The 16160-nt window shown below is 45.2% G+C and carries 16 protein-coding genes; 4 read left to right on the top strand and 12 right to left on the bottom strand.

The features are described 5' to 3' along the window. Positions 1-11: 11 nt before the first annotated feature. The 4 genes from ON006_RS30955 to galE all read right to left on the bottom strand — a co-directional run bounded on the left by ON006_RS30955 (position 12) and on the right by galE (position 3735). The gene (locus ON006_RS30955; RefSeq protein ID WP_244821999.1) at positions 12-656 is read right to left on the bottom strand and encodes an O-methyltransferase; all 645 of its coding nucleotides are present in this window, start codon (positions 654-656) and stop codon (positions 12-14) included. Between the two features lie 47 nt (positions 657-703). Beyond that, the gene (gene rfbA, locus ON006_RS30960) at positions 704-1570 is read right to left on the bottom strand and encodes a glucose-1-phosphate thymidylyltransferase RfbA (protein ID WP_244821998.1); all 867 of its coding nucleotides are present in this window, start codon (positions 1568-1570) and stop codon (positions 704-706) included. A gap of 93 nt (positions 1571-1663) precedes the next feature. After that, positions 1664-2719: a dTDP-glucose 4,6-dehydratase gene (rfbB, locus tag ON006_RS30965; protein ID WP_244821997.1), complete on the bottom strand. Its 1056-nt coding sequence runs from the start codon at positions 2717-2719 to the stop codon at positions 1664-1666. Continuing rightward, positions 2716-3735 (bottom strand): UDP-glucose 4-epimerase GalE, encoded by a 1020-nt coding sequence (gene galE, locus ON006_RS30970; RefSeq protein ID WP_244821996.1) that lies wholly within the window; start codon positions 3733-3735, stop codon positions 2716-2718. Before galE ends, rfbB begins: the two co-directional genes overlap by 4 nt. A 212-nt stretch (positions 3736-3947) precedes the next feature. Here galE and ON006_RS30975 point away from each other — a divergent pair, with 212 nt between their 5' ends. Continuing rightward, positions 3948-4793: a transglutaminase-like domain-containing protein gene (locus ON006_RS30975; protein ID WP_244821995.1), complete on the top strand. Its 846-nt coding sequence runs from the start codon at positions 3948-3950 to the stop codon at positions 4791-4793. On the opposite strand, the gene ON006_RS30980 is transcribed toward ON006_RS30975, so the two are convergent. Then, positions 4794-5423, bottom strand: coding sequence for a 4'-phosphopantetheinyl transferase family protein (locus ON006_RS30980; RefSeq protein WP_244821994.1), 630 nt, complete (start codon positions 5421-5423; stop codon positions 4794-4796). It abuts the gene before it with no gap. Positions 5424-5482: 59 nt separating this feature from the next. On the opposite strand from ON006_RS30980, the gene ON006_RS30985 reads away from it, so the two are divergent. The 3 genes from ON006_RS30985 to folB all read left to right on the top strand — a co-directional run bounded on the left by ON006_RS30985 (position 5483) and on the right by folB (position 7847). Further along, on the top strand, positions 5483-6385 hold the full coding sequence (locus tag ON006_RS30985) for a WD40 repeat domain-containing protein (RefSeq protein WP_244821993.1): 903 nt from the start codon (positions 5483-5485) through the stop codon (positions 6383-6385). Between the two features lie 104 nt (positions 6386-6489). Then, a complete protein-coding gene (locus ON006_RS30990; protein ID WP_244821992.1) occupies positions 6490-7488 on the top strand; it encodes a DivIVA domain-containing protein in 999 nt (332 codons plus the stop codon). An 8-nt stretch (positions 7489-7496) separates the two neighbouring features. Continuing rightward, on the top strand, positions 7497-7847 hold the full coding sequence (folB, locus tag ON006_RS30995; protein ID WP_244821991.1) for a dihydroneopterin aldolase: 351 nt from the start codon (positions 7497-7499) through the stop codon (positions 7845-7847). Between the two features lie 98 nt (positions 7848-7945). Here folB and ON006_RS31000 read toward each other — a convergent pair whose 3' ends face one another. The 7 genes from ON006_RS31000 to ON006_RS31030 are packed head-to-tail and all read right to left on the bottom strand — an operon-like array spanning position 7946 to position 16159. Continuing rightward, positions 7946-9190 (bottom strand): saccharopine dehydrogenase family protein, encoded by a 1245-nt coding sequence (locus ON006_RS31000; RefSeq protein ID WP_255772942.1) that lies wholly within the window; start codon positions 9188-9190, stop codon positions 7946-7948. A 60-nt stretch (positions 9191-9250) separates the two neighbouring features. After that, the gene (locus ON006_RS31005; RefSeq protein WP_244821989.1) at positions 9251-10444 is read right to left on the bottom strand and encodes a PQQ-dependent sugar dehydrogenase; all 1194 of its coding nucleotides are present in this window, start codon (positions 10442-10444) and stop codon (positions 9251-9253) included. Between the two features lie 58 nt (positions 10445-10502). Beyond that, positions 10503-11867, bottom strand: coding sequence for an alkaline phosphatase family protein (locus ON006_RS31010; protein WP_244821988.1), 1365 nt, complete (start codon positions 11865-11867; stop codon positions 10503-10505). Then, on the bottom strand, positions 11860-13059 hold the full coding sequence (gene eboE / locus ON006_RS31015) for a metabolite traffic protein EboE (protein WP_244821987.1): 1200 nt from the start codon (positions 13057-13059) through the stop codon (positions 11860-11862). Before eboE ends, ON006_RS31010 begins: the two co-directional genes overlap by 8 nt. Then, on the bottom strand, positions 13056-14219 hold the full coding sequence (locus tag ON006_RS31020) for a 3-dehydroquinate synthase (protein WP_244821986.1): 1164 nt from the start codon (positions 14217-14219) through the stop codon (positions 13056-13058). The genes eboE and ON006_RS31020 overlap by 4 nt, the downstream gene beginning before the upstream one ends. 39 nt (positions 14220-14258) lie before the next feature. Beyond that, positions 14259-15128 (bottom strand): UbiA-like protein EboC, encoded by an 870-nt coding sequence (gene eboC, locus ON006_RS31025; RefSeq protein ID WP_244821985.1) that lies wholly within the window; start codon positions 15126-15128, stop codon positions 14259-14261. A 2-nt stretch (positions 15129-15130) separates the two neighbouring features. After that, positions 15131-16159 carry a TatD family hydrolase gene (locus ON006_RS31030; RefSeq protein ID WP_244821984.1) on the bottom strand — a complete coding sequence of 343 codons (1029 nt, stop codon included), beginning with the start codon at positions 16157-16159 and terminating at the stop codon, positions 15131-15133. Between the last annotated feature and the right edge of the window lies 1 nt (position 16160).

The raw sequence follows: 16160 nt of genomic DNA on the forward strand, positions 1-16160 counted from the left end.
GATTAGTGTATTTATAGTTTTTGAAGGATCATCAACCCATCCCGGATAGGAAGCAAAATATTGGAAACACGGCTGTCTTCGTGAACCATACGGTTGAAATCCAGTAATGCCTGGGTGTCCTTATCAATTTTTGTTTGCTCGGACTGAATAACTTTACCGCTCCATAGCACATTGTCGGCGATCAGGAATCCACCGGGCCTCACCTTTTCAAGACAAAGGTTAAAATAAGAAGAATAATTTATTTTATCTGCATCAATAAAGACCAGATCGAAGGTATCGCTGAGCGTCGGCACAATGTCGAGCGCAACTCCAATGCGATAGTCGATAGAATCTTCAAACGGAGAACGCTTAAAAAAGTTGCGGGTGAAAGTTTCCAGCTCCTCATTAATATCAATGGTAATGAGCTTTCCGCCGGGCTTCAATCCTTCGCAAAGACAGATCGCGGAATATCCGGTATAAGTACCGATTTCCAGAATGCGCTCAGGACGGATCATTCTGGAAATCATAGATAAAAACCTTCCTTGCAGATGCCCGGACAACATACGGGGGTTGAGAATGTTGGCGTGGGTCTCCCGGTTCAAAGACTTTAGCAACTCACTCTCATTTTCCGTGTGCAGCACGGAATACTCCTCAATTTCCTCTGCCAAAAACTTCATTTTTAACTGTATTCTGTAAAAGTATAGCAATGTTGATTTTAATGAAATCAGCCGTTTGCTACGATGCGTTCAAGATAAGTTCCGTAGCCGCTTTTAACCAGCGGTTTGGCGATTTCACTTAGTTGTACTGCATCAATAAAGCCCATTCGGTAGGCAATCTCCTCAATGCAGCCGACCTTTAGGCCCTGCCGCTCTTCAATCACCTGAACAAATTGCCCGGCTTGCATCAGCGACTGGAAAGTGCCGGTATCGAGCCAGGCAGTACCACGGTTCAAGACGCCTACTTTCAGCTTGCCGCGTTCGAGATAAACACGGTTTACGTCTGTGATTTCAAGTTCGCCGCGGGGTGATGGGGGAATGGTTTTGGCAATTTCCACCACATCATTGTCATAGAAATATAAGCCTGGTACCGCGTAGTTGGACTTCGGGGACTCAGGTTTTTCTTCTATCGACAGCACATTGTTCGCCTTATCGAACTCTACTACGCCGTAGCGCTCAGGATCGTGTACCTGGTATGCGAAAATAACGCCGCCGTCAGGATCATTATTGGATTGTAACAAAAGCGACAAACCTGACCCGTAAAAAATATTGTCACCCAGGATCAATGCAACTTTATCATTTCCAATGAATTCTTCACCGATGATAAAAGCCTGCGCCAGTCCGTCCGGGCTTGGTTGTACGGCATAGGTGAATGTACAGCCCAGCCTGCTTCCGTCGCCCAGCAGCTTTTCAAAATGCGGGAGATCGTGGGGTGTTGAAATAATCAATATCTCACGGATTCCCGCCAGCATCAGGATGGATAACGGGTAATATATCATTGGCTTGTCATAAACAGGCATAAGCTGTTTACTCACTGCCAATGTCAATGGATGCAATCTTGTTCCGGAACCGCCGGCCAGAATAATACCTTTCATAATAGGAATCTCAAATTAAAGTAGCATTGACTGCGGACTACGCGTCCCGGACTGCGCGTCCCGGACTGCGCGTCCCGAACTGCGCGTCCCGGACTACCTGTCGGAATACATTTCGTTGTAATATTTTTGATAAGCTCCCGAGGTGACATTGTTCAGCCACTCTTCATTGTTCAGGTACCAGTCAACAGTTCTTTCCAATCCCTCTGCAAACTGCAGCGAAGGTTTCCAGCCCAATTCGTCCGAAAGTTTTGTCGCATCGATCGCGTAACGAAGGTCGTGTCCTGCACGGTCAGTTACATAGGTAATCAGCTTTTCAGTTTCTCCCTGCTCACGGCCCAGTTTTCTGTCCATAATGCTGCAAAGTAACAGTACCAGATCAAGGTTTTTCCATTCGTTGTGGCCGCCAATGTTGTAAGTTTCACCGTTGGCACCTTTGTGAAAAATCACGTCAATGGCAATGGCATGGTCTTCCACAAACAACCAGTCGCGGATATTTTCGCCTTTTCCATAAACAGGAAGTGGTTTTTTCTGCATGATGTTGTGAATCATCAGCGGGATCAGCTTTTCCGGGAAATGGTTGGGGCCATAGTTATTGGAGCAATTAGAAATAACTACCGGCAGTTTGTAAGTGTTTTGGTAAGCCCTCACAAAGTGGTCCGAAGATGCTTTGGAGGCAGAATAAGGCGACCTTGGGTCATACTTGGTAGTTTCCACAAAGAATGTTCCCGGATCGTGCAGTTCTCCGTATACTTCGTCGGTCGATACATGGTAAAAACGACGATCAGTGAAGTCGCCTTTCCAGGCGGCTTTCGCTGCATTAAGCAAATTAACCGTTCCAACTACATTCGTCATTACAAATGACATCGGGTCGGTAATCGAGCGGTCGACGTGACTTTCGGCTGCCAGGTGAATGATTCCGTGGAAATTGTTTTCACCGATCAGCTTATCGATAAATGCGGCGTCGACAATGTCCCCTTTTACAAAAGTATAGTTGGGTGCATTCTCTATATCACGCAGGTTTTCAAGGTTTCCTGCGTAAGTAAGCGCATCCAGGTTATAGATATGGTATTCCGGGTGAAAGTTCACAAACCGGCGCACCACATGCGATCCGATAAAACCTGCACCGCCTGTTATTAAGATTTTTTTCATTTTTCAGGTGTGATTTTTAATTGCCAGTTCCACGCATCGCGAAGCGCATCAGCCATGGATTTTTCGGCATGCCATTTCATAACGTTGTTCACTTTATCAGACTGTGCGTAAATTTTCTCTACATCACCCGCACGACGTGGCCCAATGGTATAGTTTAGTTTTACGCCATTTACTTCTTCGAATGTCTTAATCAGTTCCAAAACCGTGTAGCCTTCGCCGGTTCCGACATTAAAGACATCGTAATAGTCGGCGTCTGTTTGTTCATCCAGCAGCCCAAGTGCTTTCACGTGAGCCTTAGCAAGGTCTACTACATGTATGAAATCGCGGATACAGGTGCCGTCAGGTGTGTCATAGTCGCTTCCGAATACGGTCAGTGATTTGCGCAGGCCTGCGGCCGTTTGCGTAATGAATGGTACCAGGTTACTTGGGACTCCATTGGGCAGCTCGCCGATCAATGAAGTTTCGTGCGCCCCGATTGGGTTGAAATACCGGAGACAAATGGCTTTGATACCCGGAGCGGAATGAACGTGGTCCCGGATAATGTCCTCGGCAATAGCTTTGGTGTTACCATAAGGGGAATTGGCAGGAAGACGCGGTGTGTTTTCGGTTACCGGCAGTTCAGTAGGTTGGCCGTAAACTGTGCAAGAGGAGGAGAAAACAAATTTATCTACATTAAACTCTTTCATTGCCCTCAACAATACCAGGAGCGAAATGAGGTTATTCTCATAGTAATTCAAAGGCTTTTCAACGGATTCACCCACAGCTTTGTAAGCAGCAAAGTGAATGACACCATCGAATTTCTCTTTTGCAAACAATGCCCTTATTTGCTCAGCGTTGTTGCAGTCGATCTGATAGAAAGGGAAATCCTTTCCTGTAATTTCTTTAATCCCTTCCAGAACGTCCAGGTTCGAATTGTAAAGATTGTCAACAATGACGGGTTCAAATCCTGCTTTATCCAGTTCAACAACAGTATGAGAACCTATAAACCCAGCTCCTCCGGTAACGAGAATTTTCATGCGCTATAATCTAGATTTTTAAAAAAATGTGGTACAGATGAAATTGAAAAACGGGATCAGATATGCAATAAAACGGAATTTTCGACAGAGTTACAATTGATTTATATCCATTTAGGCTGCATTTTTTTCCGGGCAAAAGTAGAAAATTTGATGTCCATAAAAAAAAAATGTTTTTATTTATCCGTTGGTTGTTAAATGCAGATTTGAGGAAAATGAACCAGAGAGAAATTAAAGCACTGATATCCTTGCTTGATGACGAAGATCATGAAGTAAGCCAGCATGTTGAGGGTAAAATCCTGTCATTAGGAGGCAATGTAATACCTTTTCTGGAAACAGAATGGGAAGAAAGCTTTAACCCGATCGTACAACGAAAAATAGAAGAACTGATCCACGAGCTTCAATTGAGTATCATGATTGAGCGTTTACAATCATGGAAAAACGGAGGCGGGCTGGATTTGCTGGAAGGGATGTGGATCATTTCGACCTATCATTATCCGGATCTTTCAATGGAGAAACTGAAAACGACCATTGAACAGCTTTACTACGATATCTGGATCCAGTTTCAGGAGGAAATGAATGCGGTGGATCAGATCAAACGCATTAATAGTATCTTTTTTGGGGTGATGAATTTTGCGGCCAATACCAAAAACTTCCACTCTCCTTCCAATTCCATGATCAATGTGGTGCTGGAAAGCCGCAGAGGAAACCCGATCACGCTTTGTGTTATCTATTTGCTGATTGCCCGAAAGCTGGGTCTGCCGGTGTATGGCGTCAATCTCCCCAATCTGTTTGTACTGACTTACAAGAGTGACAAGACGCAGTTTTATATCAATGTATTCAACCGCGGGATTATATTCTCCAAGACCGACATTGACCATTACATTGCTCAGCTAAACATTAAGTCCAAAGAGATATTCTATCAGCCCTGCACGAACCTCGAAATCGTGCAGCGTGTACTTCGGAACCTTATTTTATCTTACGAAAAAACGAGCGAGCAGGATAAGATCAAGGAAATTGAAAAGATATTGAAGTCGACGATCGACGATATCATCGAATAGCTATAATGCAATGGCGAGGCAGTGCTCGCCAAACCACCTGACATAAATATCGGAGCTTACTATCAGCTCTTCGTCGGTTAACCTCCCTTTGAGAATCACGGAATTTGCGTCAAAAGGTTCTATATAGATAGCGTCTTTGAAGCTGATCTTCTTTTTGCCATGCAGTTTGTACAAGGCCTCTTTCGCACACCAGTACATACTAAGTAATGGCAGCTCGTTGCCGGCGTGGGTAAATTCGGGAGCGGAAAGGTACTTCTTGGAAGTTCTCTGAAGTTTTTCGTCGCTTTTCTCCATATCAATACCGACAGCGGCATAAGGATTGATCGCCACGGCGACATATTCAAATGTATGGGTAATGGAAATGTGCGAATCGTTATTGATCAGGAACGCTTTCCCGTGTTCGTCTTTGTGGGTACCAAGGTATGCTATGCCAAATTGCTCGGCAAGGGTTTTAACGAGCAGCCTGCTTGCGAGCCACTCCCGCACTTTCTGGGGATGAGATATGCTTTGTAGTTCCTCGGCATTGTAACCGTGGCCAAGGTTGTTTCTGAGCTCGGTTTCGGTTTCCGTTAATTTCCAAAGCAGTAATGTACTGGTCTCCTCAATCATTTCCGAATGAACGAGCGGCATAATAATTCTGTTTACAATCTTTATTTTTGACCCTCAACTTCTGTTACAAAATTAATAGGATGAATATTCGCAAAGTAGATACTTTTTCCGGTCATAGAGACAGTGTTTATACAATTATTTCTGATCATACTGCTCATGGTTTTTACTCTGCGGGAGGTGATGGTTTCGTAATCCACTGGGATTTGAACAAGCCTGATCTCGGAAAACTGGTAGCCAGGGTTGGGGTTTCTGTTTATGCCATGGCACTCAATAAAGCTGACAATTCGCTCTGGATTGGCCAAAATTATGAGGGGATTCAGGTACTGGACAGCGTGAATAACCGGATTGATAAAACCTCCAAAATCACAACAGCAGCTATTTTCGACATTCAGATTGTTGGCGAAAAAGCATTAATCGCATTAGGCGACGGCGTAGTAGTAGTGATGGACATTCCTTCGTTTTCGGTTCAAAAGCACATTAAGGTATCGTCGAAAAGCATACGTACTATCGCGGTGAACCCTTACACCAATGAATTCGCTGTGGGAGACAGTGAATGGAACGTCAATATTTTTGATATGGATGGTTTTTCATTAAAAAAGACGATCCAGTCACATTCAAACTCCGTCTTTTCCGTTAAGTACTCACCGGACGGGAAATATCTGTTCAGCACCGGCCGGGATGCGCACCTGAAAATCTGGGACGTAAACGACGCCTACGGAATGGTAATGGACATACCCGCGCATTTGTACGCGATCAACGACATTAGTTTCAGTCCGGACCGGACATTGTTCGCGACCTGCAGCATGGATAAATCCGTAAAAGTCTGGGATGCAGGGACGTTTAAACTCAAAAAAATCATCGACCGCGCACGTCACGCGGGGCATGGAACATCGGTCAATAAACTGCTGTGGACGACCTTCGAAAACCAGCTGATTTCGTGCAGTGACGACCGTACAGTTTCGATTTGGGAGGTCACCGAATAGAGTACTTATAATATGGTAATATTGGTAAATACTTTGAAAAATGATTCATATATCTTTAACTTACACGACCGTTTTTATATAAGTAACAAAGCATTGAATGCATCATGAAAATATCCGCTATAGACATACGCAAGCATACTTTTGAGAAGATTTTCAGAGGTTACGACCCGGACGAAGTAGATGCTTTCCTGAACTCATTGTCACAGGAATGGGAGCGGTTTTCAAGTGAAAACAATCTCCTGAAAATGCAGCTGGAATATGCCGAGAAGGAACTTGGAAAGCTCAAAGACATTGAATCAACGCTGTTCAGAACATTAAAAGCGGCAGAAGATACCAGCAAACTGATTGAAAAAGAAGCCATCGAAATGGCTGAAAAAAGAATAGAAGAATCCAAGACTACAGCCAATGATCTGGTTACGGAAGCGGAAGCCAGAACGAATCAGATCATACGTGAAACGGAGGATCGGTTGAAGCGTTTCAAAGAAGATTTTGCGGCTGAGGTGAAGATCCAGGAACGGGATTTCAGAGCGATCGAAAATTTCAGGGATAACCTGATCGTTCAGCTTTCGTCACTTGCCAATAACACCATTGAAACGGTAGAACGATTCGAACAAAAATATGATAAAGAGTCGGTTTTGAACAAAATGGAGGAAATCAAACAACACGTTTCCGAAATCGAAATTCCCAAAAAAGCTGTATTCCAATCTTTTGTCAAACCAGCCGAGGAAGTAGAGGACGAGCCGGAAGCAGAGGTGAATGTGGTATTGCAGGATGAGAAGCCGGATGTTGTTTTTGAAGTAGTAGATACTGAGAGCGACGTAGTGGAAGAGGAGGAAGATGCATTGCCCGAAGTACAGTTCGAAGATGAAGTAAAAGCTGTTGACGAGCCTGAACCGGAGCCAGAACCTGAACCGGTTGTGGAGGAAATTCAGTACAGGGCGAAGGAAGTAACCAAAAGTGCTGCTGACGAAGCAAGCGAGGCCCTGGCAGAAATGCACAAGTCAGCCGAAAAAGCGAGAGATGCGTCACCAGGTATTAACCGGCCACGCGAAAGCAGCCAACCCAAGAAAACAGGAGGCGGTTCATTTTTTGATCAAATTTAATTTACACATTGGGAACCATCAGCCTGGAAGGATTAGAGTTTTTTGCGTACCACGGTTACTATCCCGAGGAACAGCGGATAGGTAACAAATATGCACTGGATATCACCATTACTACCGATTTTTTCAAAGCCGCGCAGTATGATAAGCTCAGCGAAACGGTGAATTACGAAACCATATACCAGATTGCCTCCAAGGTCATGCAGGAGCCTGCCAAACTGTTGGAACACATTGGTTTCACGGTCATCGAAAAGATCAGGGAATATTACCCGTCTGTTGCTAATATTACAGTAAGGGTTTCAAAATTCAATCCGCCGGTAGGAGGCGTCTGCACGCGGGCGGTGATTACGATGGAAGGGTAGGCTTCGACTGCGCTCAGCCTGACAAATTGAATTGTCAGGCTGAGCATTTTATTTGTCACACTGAGCGCAGTCGAAGTGCAAATGCACAAGCAAGGCGATCAGTATTCGTGTGGTAGCGGCACATTAATGCGCTCGTTCCAGGGCAAACCGTGCTGGTTTAGCAGATCCATAAACGGATCGGGATTAAGCTCTTCTACATTATAGACACCTGGTTTCAGCCATTCTTCATTCGTAAGCATCAGCATCGCACCGATCATTGCCGGAACGCCGGTTGTGTAGCTCACAGCCTGCGCCTTCACTTCTTTATAGCATTCGGCATGGTCGCAGTTGTTCCAGACGTAGTAGGTCTTCTCTTCACCATTCTCAATACCCTTGATCTGGCAACCAATAGATGTTTGTCCTGAATAGTTTTCTCCCAATGAATCCGGAGCAGGCAATACTGCTTTCAGGAATTCCAGTGGTACGATATCCATTCCCTGGAATTTGATCGGCTTGATACTGGTCATTCCTACGTTTTCCAGCACATTCAAATGCGTGATATAGGCCTGGCCGAATGTCATCCAGAAACGTGCGCGTTTCAGGGTAGGGAAGTTTTTAACCAGTGATTCCAGTTCCTCATGATAAAGAACGTAGCTTTCTTTGGGTCCAATGCCAGGGTACTCGATAGGCTTGTGAATTGACATCGCCGGGATCTCAACCCATTCGCCATTTTCCCAGTAGCGGCCTGGCTGAGTAATCTCGCGGATATTGATTTCCGGGTTAAAATTCGTTGCAAACGCTTTGCCGTGGTCACCTGCATTACAATCGATAATATCCAGGTAATGCATTTCATCAAAGTGATGCTTGTTGGCATAAGCCGTATAAACCTGGGTAACGCCCGGGTCAAAACCGCAGCCAAGAAGAGCCATCAAACCTGCTTCTTTAAATCTTTCCTGGTAAGCCCATTGCCAGCTGTATTCAAATTTCGCGACATCCTTAGGCTCGTAGTTGGCGGTATCAAGGTAATGTATGCCGGTTGCAAGGCAGGCTTCCATGAGCGTTAGATCCTGGTAGGGAAGCGCTACATTGATGAGCATGGTTGGCTGAAAACGTTTGATCAACAGAACTGTTTCCGCAACGATATCAGCATCCACCTGTGCGGTCTGGATCGTGACACCGTGCATTTCCCTGATTTCGGCTGCTATTTTATCACATTTCGCCTTGGTACGGCTGGCGAGTAAAATTTCAGTAAAAACATTGCTGTTCAACGCACATTTGTGAGCTACAACACTACCAACACCTCCTGCACCAATAATAAGGACCTTCGACATTTTATTTCGTTTGAAAGTTTTGAGACTTGCCAAGTTTCCAAAACTTGGTAAGTCTTTATATTTCCCGCAAAGATAAAATGACGGTTCAATTTATCAATTTAAATTTCCGTTAACCAGTTTCATAATCTTGCCGTCGCCCAAATTCAGATAGTACACTTCACCGCTAATATCCTGTCCAAAAGAAGAGATTGAGCCTTTATTCTCCATTAACAGACTATTGCTTTTCTTTTTATCGCCGTCCAGTTCCAATGCCCAGATCCGTCCACTCACATAATCCCCGTAAATATATTTTCCAACAAGGCTTTTAACCGAGGTACCTCTGTAAACATAGCCTCCGGTAATTGACCTGTCGCCATTGCTCTGGGTATAATCATGGATCGGTTCTATGAGGCCAGCCTGGTCGCAGTTGGATGAATTGTAGCAATCGATTCCTTCTTTAATGCGCCAGCCGTAGTTTCCTCCTTTGGTGATAATGTCAATTTCCTCTCTTTCATTTTGTCCCACATCTCCGGCAAATAACCGGCCCGTTTCCTTATCGAACGCAATGCGCCAGGGGTTTCTGAGTCCATAAGCATAAATTTCAGGTAGAAATCCATCAGTGGAAATAGCATAGGGATTATCAGCAGGTATCCCGTAGTTGCCTTTGCCAGTGGAATTTACATCTACCCTCAATATTTTGCCAAGATAGCTTTTTCGGTTTTGAGCATTGTTTTGAGGATCACCTCCGCTACCTCCGTCACCCGTGGCAATGTAGAGGAAGCCATCTTTGCCAAATTGTAGGCCGCCGCCGTTGTGATTGTCGTAAGGTTGATTGAATGTAAAGAGAATGGTCTCACTTTCAGCGTCAGCCTGTGCCGAACTGGCGGTAGCCGCTTTGTAGCGTGCAATGACTGTTTTTAATGGACTACCGACGGTATAATTGACAAAAAAGTAACCATTATTTTTGAAATCAGGGTGAAAGGCTAGCCCTAGCAGACCGCGCTCGCCACCTGACGTTACTTTTCTTTTAATGTCGAGGTAGGTAGTGCTGGTTTTTACAGAAGCAGAATTGTCAAAAACTTTAATGCCCCCATCTTTTTCCACTACAAAAAAGCGGCTGCTGTCGCCCGGTGCCTGTTGAAGATCTACCGGTTGATTAAATGTGAGCGCCGGAAAAGCCTCTTTTGAACCTACCGTATTTTCGGGGACCTCTGGCACCTCTTCTACGTCCTTGTCGTTGGAGGAGCATGCGAGGGTCAAAATGACCAGGGCAAAGGGGAGTATAGTTCTTAGTGAGGCGGTTTGCATGACGTTGAAGTTTTCTTTCTACAACGTCATGAAACTCTATTTGTTTTGGGAAAGCCTTTTAAATCAGATGCTTCCAGATTACGTCGTACACATCTACCGCCTCGATTTCGGTTTTATCCAAAGCAGAATCCGTAATGCAGATCGGGTAGTACTCTTTGGGAACATTCGGACTTCCATGCGATCCTTTCACCAATGTCGCATCCAATGGAATGACGTCCATTAAGTAGCGGAAACCGAGCAATTTGCGTGCGAGCTTGTAACCTGCACGAAGTTTGATGAACGGATTTTTGGGGTCCATAAACATTTCAACCGGATCGTAGCCAGGCTTTCGGTGAATGTCTACCAAATGCGCATAGTCGGGCGCTTTTTCGTCGTCCAGCCAGTAATAGTAGGTAAACCAGCTGTCAGGTTTGGCCACTACCACCAGGTCACCGGAGCGTTCATGGTCAATGTGATATGCTTTTTGGGCTTCTTTATCCAGAATCAGGTCAATACCAGGTGTTTTTTTCAATGCATTGACTACCTGTTCTTTAACGGCAGGATCATTGAGATAAACGTGTGCAATCTGGTGATCTGACGCTGCAAATGCTTTGGAAACACCTGGGTCCAGCAATTCGTACCAGCGCTCGTTACGTACGGAAATCAGTCCCTCATTTCTCAGAATGCGATTAATATGGATTGGGTTACTGACTGGATTAATGCCATATTCCGAAAGCAGGATCACTTTTGCATTTCTGGCTTCATAAAACTTCACCAGCTCCTCCACAATCGCATCGATTTCATTTAGTTCTTTATTGATTTTCGAAAAATCGGGGCCGAACTTTTGAAGACAATAATCTAAATGCGGGAGGTAAATGAATGTTAATGTTGGATTATGTTTTTTCTCTACCCACATTGACGAATCCGCGATCCATTTGGTAGACTTAATGTTGGCATTAGGTCCCCAGAAATTGAATAGTGGAAATTGACCGAGGTCTTTTTGCAACTCGTCACGCAACTCCGGCGGATAAGAGTAACAGTCAGGCGCCTTCACGCCATCGGCATGGTACTGCGGACGCGGGGTAACTGAGAAATCCGCAGTGGAGTACATATTATACCACCAGAACATTTTGGCACAAGTAAAACCCGGATCCAGCTTTTTCGCTGCATCCCAGATCTTTTCGCCCTTCACCAGCTTATTGGATTGCTTCCAGAATTTCACTTCCGAATCTTCACGGTCATACCAGCCATTTCCTACTATACCATTGTCTACCGGCCATTTACCGGTAATGTAAGTGCTTTGGGAAGTGGTGGTAACAGCTGGAAGAACCGGTTTAATGGGGGTTAAATGCTTGTTTTTTAAGTATCCGGCGAGAAACGGAGTATGTTCGCCGATCAGATTGGCACTTAACGCTACGATGTCAATGACAACTGTCTTATTCATAACTCAATATTTTCTTCACCCATTCAATTTCCCTTACAATAGACTCGCCGATAGGCTTTTGCATATCTTCCGGCAGTACGCCCCAGGTATAGGTTTCGACTTCAAGAAATGAAGAAAAAGGGTTTTCTGTATGAAGGGCCAGGGTTTTGATGATATCACCCTGAGTGGATTCCAGAACGCCGTAAGAATTGATAAAAAGAGGAACGTGAAAATGAACGCGCCATTCTTCCTGATTTTCGTTCCAATCGGCCAATGCTTCTTTCAAATCAGGATAGTGCGATTTCGTTCCATCGCTGTTTCGGGACACGACCTGATGCAGGTAAACCGGCTCATTGAAAGTTTCAATAGCCTTCAATTTGATCTCTTTTTCGCTCGAAAAATTCACTTTGAGCGCAGAACTCACCTGAATGCGGCCCACCTTGATACCGATTTCATTCAATGATGCCAGTATCTCTTCTGGATTTTCAAAACCAACCGCCGCGTGACAAATGTCGTAGCAAAGCTGGATATGTTTGAGAATAGTTTCTTTGGCCTGCTCTTCCGAAAATGAATATTTAGACAAATGTGTAATACCTTTTGGAAGCAGCACATCACGGTACCAGTTTACAAAATCGACCATATTGTCCAGCATTCCATCTGGTTCTGGTTCAATGTCGAGGTGCAGCAGTTTACCGGTTTCCTTTTCAATGCTGATCAGTTTGTCCAGTAGTTGCAGTACGTGGTTGGTGGCAGATTCGGTTGCGAGCTGTTTGTCGGCTTCCGTTTTCCACCAAAGCCGGTAAGTCAGTGGAGGAGTGGAGACGCCGCCGTGCATTCCCTCAGGAAGCAGCTCGGCTAATATATTGAACAGACGAATTGTATATTCCAGCCGATCGGTAGTAGTCCAGTCTGGCGTATGTACATCGTCTTTTACTACTGTATTATGAAAGCCGCCATAAGGGAATCCATTGATTACAAAAACGTAAACATCCTGTTCGGTCAGCCAGTTTTTGAATTCGAGCAGTACTTCCGGTTTACTCAGCTCAATGGATGCCTCATTCGCAATACGAAGTCCAAGCCCGAAAGACTGGCCCGGCGCAAGCTGTTGGCGGATGTAAGGAATATTGTCACGCAGCGACTGGAAATGGTCAGCCCATTTTTCGCCGGGATGAATGTTACTGCAATAGGTAAGGTGTCCGTAAGGGGTTATCATAGGGCATGAATGATTTTAGAGCCTTCCAGATAATCCACTGATTTGGCAATGATATCAGCGTCAAGCTCGTGCACTTCCACACCTTTTCCAATTTTTTCAAGAAGCATGATGGTCAACCGTCCGCCTAAATGTTCGCGGAATTCCTGCAAACCATTTCGAAGGTTAACCTTTTCATTTTCAGATAATTTGGGATGATATAAATCAAAACCCAGCTTATTCAGCAGGTCAAGAATGCGGGCGAGATCAGCTTCCGGGAGTTTCCCAACCTGGGTCGCGTACACGCAGTCCAGCGCGATACCAATCGCCACTGCTTCTCCATGACGAACCTGGAAATCAGTCAGATATTCAAGTTTATGGGCAGCCCAATGTCCAAAATCCAATGGTCGCGAAGAGCCAAATTCAAAAGGATCGCCGCCTGCAATGTGGTCGGTATGCATTTCAGCGCAGCGGTGGATCAGGTAAGCCATGGCTTCTTCGTCACGATGGGCGAGTGCTGTCTCGTGTTCTTCCATCCATTCAAAAAACGATGCGTCCTTGATCAATGCTACTTTGATAGCCTCCGCAATTCCTCCGCGCCAGTCGCGATCGTCGAGCGTTCTCAGGAAAGTAAGATCATTGAAAACCGCTATGGGCGGCGCAAATGTGCCCAGGAAGTTCTTTTTGCCATGAAAGTTAATGCTGTTTTTTACACCTACCCCTGAATCGTTTTGTGATAAAACAGTAGTCGGAATGCGGATGAGCTTGATACCTCTGTGCGAAACCGCCGCAGCGTACCCCACCAAATCCAGCACGGCACCGCCGCCAATACCAATAATAAATGAATGCCGATCGATGGCGTGTACGTCCACGGCTTCTACGAGGCTTTCAAATAATGCAGGATCGTTTTTTGAAGCTTCTCCACCAGGAACAATCATGATTTGGGGTGCGAGCTGAATGTGTGGAACTGCTATGGAAAAGTAAGACCTGATCTGGTCTGCTAAATCTGGATGGTATTGAGCAAATCCTTCATCCACTATCACCAAAGCCTTACGCTGAAAACCTTGCCCGGTATAATCCTTGAAAAAATCTTTCAGTAATGGGTTTTTCTGATCAAATAAATGCTGTGTGAAGAATACCGCATAATTGTATTCTACCTTGAAACGCTGTTGTATGGTTTGCATCGAAATCGACATTGAACACGCAAAAAATAATTTTTAATACTAAGTTACTGCGAAAACCTTTGCCAAAAGCATAGATAACGGCAATAATGCCAAAACGGCCAAAGCCACCGGCCATAATCCAAAAGCCACGCACCACGAAGCGTTCATCACGATCAGGGAAATGACCCCTGCTTTCACAGCTTTACCGATCAATGGGCCAACCGGATTTTGCATTGCATTCCACAATGGCCTGAAGATAAACCAGGCGTGAAGCAAGACGAATGGTACAGTATAAAGCAGATTACCATGCTCATTAGCGAGTTTTAGCTGTGATAGTAAAACAATGGCGTAAAACATGGCGGCAATGTAAAGGGTGGTCTTTTTCCCGCCATGCACTTCATCCTGACTGATCAGTGTAATCGCGGCAATGTAAATAATTGGAAACACTGCGACCCATGCCCAGCTCTGGAAAGATTCTGGCAATACGCTCATTCCTAAAATCAGGTTTCCCCCCCGGCACATTCCCATTGTTAATGGGCCAAAAAACACATGATGCTTCGCAAAGCGGTTATATAATACAGTGAGTAAGGCGATCACAACAGCAATCATCCCGCTTTGAAAACTGAACATTGCTGCTGCCAGAATGCCCAGAAACAGCAGTGATATCCCGAGCGTTGTTGCTGAGGATAATGGCACTTTACCGCTTGGAATAGGGCGTTCGGGGCGTTCGATACTGTCCAGTTTGGCGTCGAAAACATCATTCATGACCACACCACCGCCATAAAGGCCTAATGTTGAGACGACGAGTAGCGCAGGCGAAAAGTCTGAAAAAGTAAATTGTGCAATAGCCATCCCCGCCAGGATATCAGTAATGGCGGTTACAAGATTGGCAGGGCGTGTTAGCTGCAGATAAGGTTTAAAACTGCTCACTTTTATTGAATTACTAAGGAATCTTTGGCAGGAACAGGTTGCTGTCCGCCTCTCAAAATGCTGTTTCCGTGGAATTTTTCGGTATGGTCAATGGCATATCCCGATTCGAAATCTGAAACGTCGATTTGTCCGCTTTTTCCGAATGCATCAATGGCATTCTGGTAAGTTACCAGTCTGATCGTTTCGTCACTAATGCCTCTCATTTTCATTAAAGCGGCGGTTTTAGGAATGGCCAGCGGATCAGAAATGCCCCAGTCGGCAGCGGAATTGACCATGATTCTTTCCGGACCATATTGTTCCACCACTTTCACCATTCTTTCATTGCCCATTTTGGTAAATGGATAAATCGTAAAAGCAGCCCAGAATCCCTGGTCCAGCACACTTTTGACAGTCTCTTCATTATTATGGTCGACAATGACCCATGACGGATCAAGCCCATGCTCTAATGCAATCGCCATGCTGCGCTCGGTACCTTTTTTCTTGTCCCGGTGCGGCGTGTGGATCTGTACGGGAAGCTTCGCTTCTTTGGCCAGTTCCAGTTGCAGGCGGTAGTACTTTTCTTCGGCCGATGTCTGGTCATCAAACCCGATCTCACCCACGCCTACTACGCCTTCTTTGTAAATGTATAAGGGCAAAATCTCCATTACCTGCTCAGCCAGAGGCTCATTATTGGCCTCCCGGGAGTTGAGCCCCATGGTACAGTAATGTTTAATGCCAAATTGGGAAGAGCGGAATCTTTCCCAACCTACCAGGCTGCTGTAATAATCTTTAAAACTGGATAATCCCGTCCGCGGCTGTCCTACCCAAAAAGCAGGCTCGATCAAAGCCACGATCCCGGCCTGGTGCATGGCCTGATAATCGTCGGTGGTACGGGAAACCATGTGGATATGCGGATCGAAAAACCGCATTCCTTTGATCAGTTCTTTATAGTCGTTCCAGGCAATGTCGCGGTGCGCGGGCGCAGTTGCTATTTCTTCACTTTCTTCAAAGTGTGAAGGGTTCTGGGTGGTATCGTTATGGTTAAGGCACATA

This window comes from Dyadobacter pollutisoli, from assembly GCF_026625565.1.
Taxonomy (GTDB): Bacteria; Bacteroidota; Bacteroidia; order Cytophagales; family Spirosomataceae; genus Dyadobacter; species Dyadobacter pollutisoli.